Below are 12,494 nucleotides of genomic sequence, written 5' to 3'. Positions count from 1 at the left end.
CCCCGGCTTACGGCGCTACAGCGTCAGGATTGCCGCGCGTTACTGGGCCGCCACGGCCGGCGCGAATTTGGGCAGCTGGTTGAGGCGCTCGATCACCAGTTTCGACAGGATATCCTCGTCCTTGAGCGAGGGATGATAATGGCAAGCCATCCAGTCGAGGCCGGTGAAGATCACCGTTTCGAGATCGGCCACACCTTCCGATTGCGCCAGCGCCGCCGCCGCCTTCATGTTGTTCGCGGTTTCGTTGGCATTGTTGTCCGGCGCCATCATGACGATGTGGGCGTTCGGATACTTGGCGCGGAGCGATTTGACGAAATCGGCATAGGTGCGGACGTAATCGGCGTGCAGCGCGTCGCGCGTCGCCCATTTCTCGCCGGGATTCAGCGGGGTCGAGAAATCGTTGGTGCCGAGACCGACGATCACCACATCGGGCGTCCAGCCGACATCGTCGGCGGCCACCGAATGGTCGAACAGCGCGAATTTGTAGAGATACGGCAGCGTATCGCCCGCCGCGATGCCGTTGTAGTTGCGCACGATACCGCGGCCGGAGAAGGCGTTGATGCGATAGGCGGCGTTGAAATGCTTGGCGACCGCCGGGCCCCAGGCGCGCGACGTATCGGTGGTATCGCGCACGTCGTCGGTGGTGCAGGTCTGGCCGCGGCTCTGGTTGCCGTAGCCGACGGTATAGGAATCGCCGATGAACTCGATGGCGCGCGTGTATGTCGGCGCCGGCAGCACGTCGGCCTTTTCCGGCACGGTGAAACCTTCGAAGCGGCCGGTGGTGCCTTGCGTCTCGCTTGCCTTTTCGAGGCGCACGACGTGGCGCCCCGCCCCGAGATCCTTCAGCGCCACCGTCGTCTTGCCCGGACGGGTCAGCGTCAGCCTGTGAACGCCGTCGATCCAGACATAGAGATTGTTCTCGGTGTCATCGACCTTGACGGCAACGCGGTCGCCGGTAAAGGCGGCTTCGAAATACACGCCCGGCCATTGATAGGTGTAGGTGGTCGCCTCGGTATCGGGGGAGAACCAGCTTCCGCTTTCCACCTTCACGATTTTCGGCACCGCGCGGCCGCCGATATAAAGCGGCAGCGCCGCATCGGCGAAAGCGGCTGTGGTGAGCGCGGAGGCGGCGAGGACAAAACAGGCGGCGCGTTTCATCGGGGACCCCGTTGGTGACCGGAGCCCCTTATACGACAGCGCTTACCAATATTGTATGATGAAACGCGCTCCACCTCGGCGAGAAAATGCCGCGGCATTTCCAATGGACGGCGTTTTGATTGCGCGGCGCCAACCCCGCCGCGCAGTGCTTACGAACTCACCACCGCCAGCATCTTGGAGATGGTCGTCCCCAAGCCGTGGAAGGCGTGCGGACGGGTGGCATCGTGATAGACGCTGTCGCCCGGCTCCAGAATGAAGCTGCGACCGTCGTAGGTGAACTCGATCAGGCCCGACAGTACATAGCAGAATTCCTGGCCGTCATGGGTGATCGGCACCGGTTTCTCCGCACCGGGGTCGAACGACAGCAGGAACGGCTCCATGCGATGGCCTTCGGTGCCGGGCCGGGTCAGCGACTGATACGTGTAGCTCTGTTCGGTGTCGCCTTGGTCGCCCGCCATGCCTTCACCGGCGCGGCAGATGGTGAGCTGCTCCGACACCGTGGCGCCGCCGAGCAGAAGCCCTTCCATCTTGGAACCGAGCACGCGCGAAAGCTGGATCACCGCGCCGATGGAGGGCACGGCCGATCCGTCTTCATAGGCCTTCAGCCGGACCGGATCGATGCCCGCCAGACTCGCCACCTGTTCGAGGCTCATATCCTGCGCCTCGCGCAGCGCCTGGATGCGTTGACCGACGTATTTTCTCATCGGAATTCTCCAAACATCAATGTCATCCCCGGCCGAGCAGAATCTGCGCAGCAGATTGTGCGAGGGGAAGGGGACCCAGGTAGCGAAAACGGGATGCTGGTAGAAATCAGTCTATTGCACGCGGAGACGCGGAGACGCGGAGGAAGTGAGCCGTAGAAACCACTGGACGATTGTGTGCAGGAATAGCGGAACGGTTCAGCACGCCCTCTCCGCGTCTCCACGTCTCCGCGTGAATCGATCTTTCCACCCAGCCGGCGTCTGACAGGCGATGCCACCTGGGTCCCCTTCCCCTCCCAGCCATAGCGCTTCCGCGCAATGGCCGGTCGGCCGGGGATGACAGGATGTTGTGCCCCGCCCATCACCCCTCCCGTCGCGCCGGGACGATACGGCCCGTGAGCGCGCGCAAGTTTTGCCAATAGCGGTCGATGGCGGGCCTAAGGTCCGCCGCGGAAAGTCCCGATTTCTGGAAACGGCGCTGCAGCGACAGATACATATTCAGCGCTTCGTCGGAGAAATCCGGCTCGATATTCACCAGATGGCGCTTGCCGTCGAAAATCTCGTAGACCGGCCACAAGCCGGACCGCACCGCCAGCCGCACCAGTTCGAGCCCGAGCGCCGGTTCCGATTTCCACCCCGTCGGGCACGGCGACAGCACATGCAGGAAGCGGAAGCCGGTGGCTTCGAGCGCATAGGTGAGTTTGCGGTGCGTGTCCTCGACATGGGCAAGGCTGATCGAGGCGGCATAGGGAATGCGATGCGCCGCCATCACCGCCAGGATGTCCTTCTTCTGCTCCAGCTTGCCTTCGAGGGTGTTCGAGGTCACCGCGCCTTGCGGCGTCGCCGACGAACGCTGGCCGCCGGTGTTGCCGTAGATTTCGTTGTCGTAGCAGATGAAGAGAATGTCTTCGTTGCGTTCCGCCGCGGCGCTGACGCAGGCGAAACCGATATCGAAGGTGCCGCCGTCGCCCGCCAGCACGACGATGCGCGTTTTCTCGTTGTTGAGGCGCGCCACCGCCGCCATGCCCGATGCCGCCGCGGCGGCCGAAGCGAAGGTGGTCATGATGGTCGGCACGCCGAAGGTCGCTTGCGGGAAGGTGCCGCCCGCCACCGCGCCGCAGCAGGCCGGAATGACCATCTGCACCGGCCGGTCGCCGACCGCACGCCGCAGCATCTGCAACGTGATCGACATGCCGCAGCCGCCGCAATTGGTGTTGCCTTTGCGGAAGATCGGTTCGTCGCGATCGAGTTCGCTCTGGCAGAGGCCGCCGAGGATGGGTTCGTTCATCACACCATCTCCATCAGCTTCGGCGCACCGCTCGCGGTGCGCGCCTCGATATCCTCGACCATCTTGACGATATGCTCGGGGCGGATGTCGCCGCCGCCCATGCCGGCTAGATAATCCTGCACCACCGTGCCCGGATCGGCGAGTGCGCGCGTATCCTGCCACAACACGCCGCCCATACCGAGGCCGATATTGCGGTCGATCACGGCGATGCGCTTCTTGCCGGCGAAAACCCTGCCGATCGCCTCGACCGGCAGCGGCCGGAACAGGCGCACGCGCAAACTGCCGACCTTCTTGCCTTGGGCGCGCAAGTCGTCGACCACGCGCTCGGCGGTGATCGGAATGGTGCCCATCGACACGATCAGCGTCTCGGCGTCATCGGCCTTGTACGGCACCAACATATCGGGCGGACGGCGGCCGAAAATCTTTTCGAATTCGTCCTGAATCTCGCGATAGATCGCAGGCACGTCCAGCATCGCCGCATGGTGCTGCATGCGATGCATTTCGGTCTGATGCGGCACTTCGATCTGGCCGAGCGTATGCGGGATTTGCGCAAGCCGGTGCGGGACATCGGTCGGCGGCAGGAAGGCGTCGACCTTGTCCTGCTCCGGCACGTCGGTCTGGGCGGTGCGGTGCGAGAGGATGAAGCCCTCCATGCACACCATCACCGGCATCATCACGCGCTTGTCTTCGGCGAGACGGAAGCCGCACAACACGCTATCGAACACTTCCTGATTGTCGGCACAGAAGAACTGGATGATGCCGGCGTCGCGCAGGATCAGCGCATCGCCGTGATCGGCCCAGATATTCCACGGCGGGCCGAGGGTGCGGTTGGCGACCGCTATCACCACCGGAAAGCGCATCGTCGCGGCGGTGATGCAATTCTCCACCATGTAGGCCAGGCCGTTCGACGAGGTCGCAGTGAAGGTCCGCGCCCCCGCCGCCGCACCGCCGATGCAGACGCCCATCGCCGAGTGCTCGCTTTCGACCCGCACCACATGGCTTTTTTCGATCTTCTGATTGCAGAGGAATTCCATGCACTCGGTCGACGGCGTGATCGGATAGACGCCGGAGACGAAGCCGCGCCCTTTGCGATTGGCGCGCGCGGCCAGCGTGGCGGCCATGGCGGCGCCGTGATTGGCGGAGAGAAGTTCGAGGCTCATACGGTCTTCTCCTGCATGGCCATGACGCCGCGCGGACATTCGGCGACGCACATGCCGCAGCCTTTGCAGTATTGCGGATCGATGCGGTAGCCCGCGCCGTCGCGGAAAATGACGCCGTCGGGACACGAGATGATGCAGGTGTCGCACAGCGTGCAGTGTCCGCAACTGAAGCAGCGCTCCGCTTCGCTCACATCGGCGAGGCCCGCATTGACCTCGCTGAAATCGCCCGCCAGCATCTTGACCGCGATCTGCCGGTCCTCGTGCGGACGGGCGACCTCGAAATGATCGAAGCGGATCTGTCCCGGCGCCACCGGCATGCCGTTGGTTTTCGCCGCGGGGGCGTGAACGCCGAGCACCGCTTCCGCCGCCTTGCGTCCCGAGCCGATGGCGTGCGTGACGGTGCCTTCGCCGGTGGCGCAATCGCCGGCGAAGTAAACCGGCAACGCCCGGTCGCCGTGGAAGGCGCGACCCTCTTTCATGCTCCAGCCGTCGGGAAGCGGCATGTCGGTCTTCTGCCCGAGCGCCAGCAGCACCGTTGCCGCAGCCAGCGGCGATGTGCGGTTCGTCACCACCGGACGACGGCGGCCGCTTGCGTCAGGCGGACCGGCTTCCATTTCGGCCAGCAGCGCGCTCGCCACCGCACCGGCGCCCTCGAACGCCACCGGCGTGCGATACGACAGGATGCGCACGCCTTCCTTTTCGGCGTCGTGGATTTCCTCGGCGATGGCCGGCATGTCCTTGCGGCCGCGGCGATAGGCGATGGTCACGCTCGCCGCGCCGCAGCGCACCGCCGTGCGGGCGCAGTCGATGGCGGTATTGCCGCCGCCGATCACCACCACGGACCCCGACAGCGTTACCGGCTCGCGCTTGGCGCGGTCGAGGAAATCGAGACCTTGTTCGATATTGGCGAGATGCTCGCCTTTGACGCCGAGCGCCACCGGCGCGCCGAAACCGACCGCGACGATCACCGCATCATGATCGTGGGAAAGCTGCGCCAGCTCGTTCTTGCCGACATGGGTATTGCAACGGACCTTCACGCCGAGCGCGGTGATCCGTTCGAGATCGCGATCCAGAGCCGCTTCGGGCAGGCGGAACGCCGGGATGCCATTGCGCAGCACGCCGCCGAGCGCCGGCCCGGCCTCGAAGATCGTCACCGCATGGCCGTCGCGCGCCAGTTTCCACGCCGCGCTCAATCCGGCCGGACCGCCGCCCACCACCGCCACATGCAGCGGCCGCGGCACGCTCGCGCGCACCGGCTGGACCTCCGCATGATCGCCGATCCAGCGTTCGAGGCTGCGGATGTTCACCGCGCCGTCGAAGAACGCCCGGTTGCAGCGGCCCATGCACGGCGCCGGACAAACCCGTCCGCATACGGAGGGAAGCGGCTGGGTGGCGAACAACAGGCCCGCCGCGGCACCGGCGTCGCCCTTTTTCAGCGCCTGGACGAACCCGACCACGTCGTTGCCCGCCGGACAAGCGACGTTGCAGGGCGCATCGTGGGTGGCATAGCTCGGCATCTGGTTCGACCAGGTGCCGGTCAGGACGGTTGGCGGAAAATCCTTGCTGTGTTCGAGGGTCGAGGCGACCGGCGGCGGCACCGGCAGCGGCGCCGGCGATGCCGGGGCTTCGAGCGCCAGCACTTCGGCGATTTCGACTTTCTCGAACGCTTGGCGCGCGGCGGCAAAATCGCCCGACACGCCGAGCTTGGCGAATCCTTTTTCCAGCGCCGTCACCGGCAGGCCCAGCAAGCGCGCATAGGCGCCGAGAATGGTGGTGTTGATGATGACGACCGCCGCCGAGCCGATGCCCTGCTCGCGCGCGATCGCGGTGGCGTCCACCACGCCGAAGCGGTAGCGGTCGAACTTTCCGGCGAAAGCTTCGATCGGCTTGGCGGAATTGAGCAGCAACAGCGATCCCGGCTCGACGCCGTCGAAGATCGCCGGCCGCATCAGGCCTTCGTCGAGCACCAGCAAATGATCGGGGCGGTAAACCTTGTTGGCGTTGCGGATCGGCGCCCGGTCGACGCGCGTGTAGGCCTGGATCGGCGCGCCCGAGCGTTCGCTGCCGTAATCGCCGAAGGTCTGCACGAAGCAGCCCATCTGGGTGAACAAGGCCGCGATCAGCTTGGCGCAGGTGACGCCGCCCTGGCCGCCGCGTCCGTGCACGCGCACTTCGAGCGGCAGCGACAGACCGGAAGGAAGCGGGACTTCCGCGGGATGTTGGGGATCCATGGTTCCTCCCGGATTGTGCGACTCCGTTCCCGCGGATTCTCGCAGGTTTTGCGGGGGCTTAAAGGGGTTTCTGAGACGCGGGGGGCGGGCCCGGATGCCGGCCCGTAACAATGTGGCCGGAGCGGGCCGAGCCTGTGCACAGGTTCATGCGCCCTGCCCGGCGGCCTCGACATATTCTGCTTCCTGCTCCGGGCGAATGGGAGGGATGCGACAAGTGGCGGCCGCCCGGCGGATTGCGGCGGCGTGGGAACCCCGTTGGCCGGCCGCCACGGCTGCTGCATCATGGCGTCATGGCGCGCATTTCAAAACCGCCCAGCAAAGGCCGTCTGCAGCAAAAGCTGAAGACACAGATCACGCACGCCATGGAGCCGAGCCGCGTACGCACCCTGAACCCGGACCACCGCGCGTGGCTGGTCCGGCACATGGAGCGCCAGAACGACCGTTGCGCCTATTGCGGCATTCCCATGGTGCTCAACCCGCGCCACAAGCGCGACGCCGACCGGCGGGCGACGCTCGATCACGTCATCCCGTTGTCACGCCACGGCCATGACAGCGAAGGAAACACGGTCGCCGCCTGTGATGCCTGCAACAGCGCCAAGGCCATCACGACCGCCGCGGCGTTTCGCATGAGCGAATTCCTCAAAGCCCGCAAAGCCCACGCCGCCACCGTGCGCGAAAAGAAACCCCTCGTCGTCGAAACCGTCCGCAAACGCGAGCGGAAGACGGAGAACTAATCACCGCCCCCTTGCGGAGCGGCGGCGTGCGCGCAAAACGCGCAGGATTTCGGAACAAGGGTAGGCACAATGACGGGCGATCATCATCCGTATCGCACGCCGAAATTGGAGACGTGTGCTCTTGGCCCCTAGTCCTCGATGCACGCCAAGCGACAGATGAAGGGCACGCTGCGTCGCGCGGTTCAATCAAATTTGCGCCGGATTCCATCCTGCCGAACGCCCGTCATCCTTGCCGCCGTCGCCGAACTAGAACCTCAACTCCACACGCTCGACATGGGCTTCCCGTGAAGGTGTGGTCAGGAAATCACAACATAGCAACAACCACCCCACGACGAACTGACGCCTATTCTGTGAATGGTTTGTAATGCTAACATTATCAATGTGCCGGCGCGAGGAATGGACGGATTTGCGACCGACGGGAACATGTACGTGTGTGTGGTTCGGCGGTCACTTGAGAACGAACTAACCGCCTCACCGTGAACTGCGGCTTAAGTAGCAGGAGCTTTTTGTCATGGTCGATCTCGCCGCCGCGCGCCTGGATAAGCCGATCACCCTCCGTTTTTCGTCGAACCTGATCGTTGCGATCGCCGCATTTCTTGCGGGTGGGTTTGCCATTCGTCATTACGGCGGCAACAATCCCGTCCTGCACACCATGCTCGATACGAGCGCCGTCGTTACCGCGGCGCTGGTGGCCATGATGTTCTGGGATGCCAGCCGCCGGCTCAATCAAACCTGGCTGTTGTTGTTGGCGATATCGTTTGCGTGGTTGGCCTTCGCCGAGTGCGCGCACGCCATGGCCGCGCTGATCTGGACCCAAACTGGCAGTCAGCCAACGTCTGCGGAGATCATGTGGCGAGCAGGAACATGGGGAGCCCCGGCGCACCTGCTTCCACTCGGCGTCGGTGCGGCCCTTCTGCTCCGCAACAGGCCGCGATCCGTCGGTTGGCTGTTCGCGATCGCGCTTGGCCTCTTTGCCCTCCTGGTGGCATTCGTATTCCTGTCCCTCCCCCGCTACGCGCCGCCGGGGTTGTTGGGAATCACCCGGCCGACGCTCGTCCTGGTACCCCTTCTGTGGGCCGGCATCGCCGTCGCCTATTGGCGGCAAGTCCACGAATCGGAAATGGCGCGTACCGTCGCTGTCGCTGCCGTCGTGCTCGCAGCCGCGCATTTCGAGATGCTGTATTCCCGCGCCCCAAGCGACTCGATTGCGCTGGTTGCCCATCTTGGAAAATTTATCGGCGACGCCTTGCTCCTGACCAGCCTGGCGCAGATCGGTGCAGCCGACAGCAAGCGGCTCCGCCTCGCCGAGAGCAAGTTGACCGGCCTCAATCGTGACCTCGATGCACGCGTCAGGGAACGCACGGCGCGTTTGCAGGAGGTGAACGGACGCATGTACCTGTTGCAGCAAATCACCCATGCCATGGGCGAGCGCCAGGATGTTCTCAGCATCTTCCATACCGTCGCCAGCACACTGGAAGAGCGGATGCCCGCGGATTTTGTCTGCCTTTGCCTCTACGATCGGGTCGCCCGCGAGCTCAGCGTCAATCATGTCGGCGTGCGCAGCGCTTGGCTCGCCAAAGCGCTCGAAATGTCCGAACACGCCATCGTCCCGATCGACGAGAACGGCCTGTCGCGTTGTGTTCGCGGGGAACTCGTCTACGAGCCGGACATTGCCGCGATCAAATTTCCCTTTCCGAGAAGGCTTGCAGCCCAGGGTCTTCGGTCCCTCGTGCTGGCGCCGCTCAAAGCGAAGACGCAAGTCTTTGGCGTTTTGGTTGTGGCGCGCTTGGCAAGAAGCTCGTTCCTCAGCACCGATTGCGAGTTCTTGCACCTGCTGGGAGAGCATGTGGCCTTGGCCGCCCACGAAGCGGAGATTCGTACGAGATTGCAGTTGGCCTACGACGACCTGCGCCGCACCCAGCAATCCGTTCTGCAACACGAGCGCCTGCGGGCGATCGGTCAAATGGCCAGCGGAATCGCCCACGATATCAACAACGCCATATCCCCCGTCGCGGTCTATACCAAAGCCATGCTCGAAAAGGAGCCGAACCTCTCGCCCCGGATGCGGGAGTATCTCGATCTCGTCGGCCGCGTCGTCAAAGACATATCCGCAACCGTGGGGCGCTTGCGCGACTTCTATCGCCACGATCAGGCCGACGTGGAACTGAAGCCGCTGAATTTGAACGACCTGGTGCCGCAAGTCGTCGACCTGACGAGAGCACGATGGAATGACATGCCGCTGCAGCAAGGTGTCGTGGTCAGGGTCGAAACGGAACTCGAACCGGATCTGCCGTCAGTGATGGGAGACGAGACGGAGCTGCGCGAAGCCCTCACCAATCTCGTTTTCAACGCCGTCGACGCCATGCCCCAGGGAGGCGTGCTCAGCCTGCGCACACGCAGCATCGCTCGCCAAAGCGGGAATCATTGGGTCCAGCTTGAAGTCGGCGATACCGGTGTGGGTATGGACGAAGCAACACGCAAACGCTGCCTTGAACCCTTCTTCACGACCAAGGGGGAGCGTGGAACGGGGCTTGGGCTGCCGATGGTATTCGGTGCCGCCCGGCGGCACAGCGCCATCCTCGATATCGACAGCAGCCCAGGCAACGGTACCCGCGTGCGCATTGAGTTTGCCGCAACTGAGGGGGATGCGCCCAAGATTGTCGATCGCGCGTCGAAGACAAATCATCCTCTGGGGCTGCTTCTTGTCGACGATGATCCTGCCGTACTCAGCTCGACACGAACGGTGCTTGAGATGGACGGCCACAACGTGGCCGTGGCCGAAGGCGGACAGGCCGCCGCGGACCTTCTCTCCGCCGCGCAGAAGGCCGGCAAACCCTTCGACATTGTGGTAACCGATCTCGGCATGCCGCACCTCGATGGCCAATTCGTCGCCCGGACGGTCAAGGAGTTATTCCCCGCAACGCCCGTCGTGCTGTTGACGGGCTGGGGACGGCGCCTGCCGGGTGGCGACGAGCAGTCCAAGCATGTCGACTTTATCTTGTCGAAGCCTCTCGATATCGATGAGCTGCGTGACCTCTTCACGACGATCACCTCATCAAGAGGCCTCGGTACGTAGTGCGAGGCGTGCCAATCGCGCCGGTGGCTACTCTATCCCACACCCCGCTATTGCGATTTCGTCAGCGCCGTCATGGCGTTGCGCGAAATATGGGCGTTGCTTATCCACCTTCGCCGAACCGGCCTTACAATAGGGCCATGACGAAGCTCGCACTCGCGCCATCCCAGACGCCCGCCGTTCTCGCGGCGGCGATGGCGCGCTTGCCGCGGCGAAGCTGCAAAGCGAAGCCGGGTGGGCCGCGTCGATATACGCATGCGAAGCCGGGCGGGCCGCACGCGAGTCGGTCAAACAGGGGGACCCCCTCCCCCCGCGAAAATTCGAACAATTATGTTGCCGACTTGTCCGGCGTAGCCTTGTCCAACCCGTCACAACCACGCGAAACCGGGGCGAAGCCGGAACCGAACTGGGGCCGCAACCAGCGGCGGGGGATTCGCCCTCCCGGTGCGCCGCCCGGCAACTTTCATGCGAGCCCCTGTCCCGAAGCTGCGGCACTCAAGCGGCGGGCCACGGAGTGTATCCGGCGCATGCGCGCCGCCCTGGCCTATGCCGAAGCGGTCCTGGCGCAGGAAAAGCCCAGAAATCCGCTCTATTGCGTCACCTACATCGAGAACGGTGCCATCCGGCGGGTCAAAGCCGTGTGCCGCATCAGGCTTAAAAAAGCGGCAAAAAACCCGCTGTGCGAAGGCCTTGAAGCCGCTATAACCCGTTCTCGCCGCACCGTTCCGAGTCTGCCTGAAGCCGGGTGCAACCACGACGAGGACAACCCCTCGGTCCGCGCGGCGTCGACGCGGCAAGCCCTAGGCGGTCCGCAAACTGAAACCTTCATCCGGGTACGGAACAATGGCGAACGTGGCGGTGATCGGCGCCCAGTGGGGCGACGAGGGCAAAGGCAAGATCGTGGACTGGCTCTCGGCGCGCGCCGATGTGGTGGTGCGCTTCCAGGGCGGCCACAATGCCGGGCACACGCTCGTCATCGATGGCGTCACCTACAAGCTGTCGCTCTTGCCCTCGGGCGTGGTGCGCAAGGGCAAGCAGGCGGTGATCGGCAACGGCGTCGTGGTCGATCCTTGGGCGTTGGCGGCCGAGATCGAACGGCTGAAGGCGCTGGGCGTCAGCGTTACGCCCGAGAATCTGCAAGTGGCCGAGAACGCCGCGTTGATCCTGCCTTTGCATCGCGAGCTTGATACCGTGCGCGAACAGGGTGTGCAGGCGCTCGGCACCACCAAGCGCGGCATCGGCCCGGCCTATGAAGACAAAGTCGGCCGCCGCGCCATCCGCGCCGTCGATCTCAAGGACCTCAACACCCTGCCCGGCAAGGTGGAGCGGCTTTTGTCGCATCACAACGCGCTCCGGCGCGGCATGGCAGCCGCCGAGATCAAGGCCGAGGACGTGCTGGCCCAGCTAAAGGAGATCGCGCCCCAGATCCTGCCGTTCGTCGGCCCGGTGTGGCGCACGCTCGATCAGGCCCGCAAGGCCAACAAGCGCATCCTGTTCGAAGGTGCGCAGGCCGTGCTGCTCGATATCGATCACGGCACCTATCCCTTCGTCACCTCGTCCAACACGGTGGCGGGACAGGCGGCGGCCGGCTCCGGCATCTCGCCGCGCCAGATCGGCTATGTGCTCGGCATCGTGAAGGCCTACACCACCCGTGTCGGCGACGGCCCCTTCCCCACCGAGCAGAAGAACGAGATCGGCGACCGGCTCGGCGAACGCGGCAAGGAATTCGGCACGGTGACGGGGCGCAAGCGCCGTTGCGGCTGGTTCGATGCGGTCCTGGTGCGCCAGACCATCGTGACCGGCGGCGTCGACGGCATCGCGCTGACCAAGCTCGACGTGCTCGACGGCTTCGACGAGATCAAGGTCTGCGTCGGTTACAAGCTGGACGGCAAGACCCACGATTATCTTCCTGCCGACGCGGTGGAACAGGCTCGCATCGAGCCGGTCTACGAAACCATTCCCGGCTGGAAGGAATCGACACACGGCGCCCGTTCGTGGGCGGAGCTGCCGGCCAACGCCATCAAATACGTCCGCCGCATCGAGGAGCTGATCGACGCGCCGGTGGCGCTGCTCTCCACCAGCCCCGAACGCGAGGACACCATTCTGGTGCACGACCCGTTCCTGGGGTGAATGGGCCGGGGGTGAGGCT

Annotated in this window: 8 protein-coding genes; 3 read left to right on the top strand and 5 right to left on the bottom strand. The window is 64.5% G+C overall.

The features are described 5' to 3' along the window. Nucleotides 1-39: 39 nt before the first annotated feature. The 5 genes from FHS84_RS17070 to FHS84_RS17050 form a co-directional block, all read right to left on the bottom strand. Entirely contained in the window at nt 40-1,158 is a 1,119-nt protein-coding gene (locus FHS84_RS17070) for an SGNH/GDSL hydrolase family protein (RefSeq protein WP_166936608.1), read from the bottom strand. Between the two features lie 149 nt (nt 1,159-1,307). After that, entirely contained in the window at nt 1,308-1,862 is a 555-nt protein-coding gene (locus tag FHS84_RS17065; protein ID WP_166936606.1) for a helix-turn-helix domain-containing protein, read from the bottom strand. Between the two features lie 358 nt (nt 1,863-2,220). Continuing rightward, nucleotides 2,221-3,147, bottom strand: coding sequence for a thiamine pyrophosphate-dependent enzyme (locus FHS84_RS17060; protein ID WP_166936604.1), 927 nt, complete (start codon nt 3,145-3,147; stop codon nt 2,221-2,223). Then, nucleotides 3,147-4,307, bottom strand: a complete 1,161-nt coding sequence (porA, locus tag FHS84_RS17055; RefSeq protein WP_166936602.1) for a pyruvate ferredoxin oxidoreductase — start codon at nt 4,305-4,307, stop codon at nt 3,147-3,149. The genes FHS84_RS17060 and porA overlap by 1 nt, the downstream gene beginning before the upstream one ends. Continuing rightward, complete coding sequence (locus FHS84_RS17050; RefSeq protein ID WP_166936600.1) at nt 4,304-6,538, bottom strand: FAD-dependent oxidoreductase; 2,235 nt, start codon at nt 6,536-6,538, stop codon at nt 4,304-4,306. Before FHS84_RS17050 ends, porA begins: the two co-directional genes overlap by 4 nt. Before the next feature lie 290 nt (nt 6,539-6,828). Between FHS84_RS17050 and FHS84_RS17045 the strand changes: the two genes are divergently transcribed. The 3 genes from FHS84_RS17045 (at nt 6,829) to FHS84_RS17035 (ending at nt 12,475) form a co-directional block, all read left to right on the top strand. Further along, nucleotides 6,829-7,272, top strand: coding sequence for an HNH endonuclease (locus FHS84_RS17045; RefSeq protein ID WP_166936598.1), 444 nt, complete (start codon nt 6,829-6,831; stop codon nt 7,270-7,272). A 511-nt stretch (nt 7,273-7,783) separates the two neighbouring features. Next, nucleotides 7,784-10,348 carry an ATP-binding protein gene (locus FHS84_RS17040; RefSeq protein WP_166936596.1) on the top strand — a complete coding sequence of 855 codons (2,565 nt, stop codon included), beginning with the start codon at nt 7,784-7,786 and terminating at the stop codon, nt 10,346-10,348. 840 nt (nt 10,349-11,188) lie between these two features. Next, nucleotides 11,189-12,475 carry an adenylosuccinate synthase gene (locus FHS84_RS17035; protein ID WP_166936593.1) on the top strand — a complete coding sequence of 429 codons (1,287 nt, stop codon included), beginning with the start codon at nt 11,189-11,191 and terminating at the stop codon, nt 12,473-12,475. The last annotated feature ends 19 nt before the right edge of the window (nt 12,476-12,494 follow it).

Source organism: Rhizomicrobium electricum (assembly GCF_011762045.1).
Lineage (GTDB): Bacteria > Pseudomonadota > Alphaproteobacteria > Micropepsales > Micropepsaceae > Rhizomicrobium > Rhizomicrobium electricum.
Note: the sequence above shows the minus strand (reverse complement) of the source record. Positions and strands in the feature narration are given on the sequence as shown.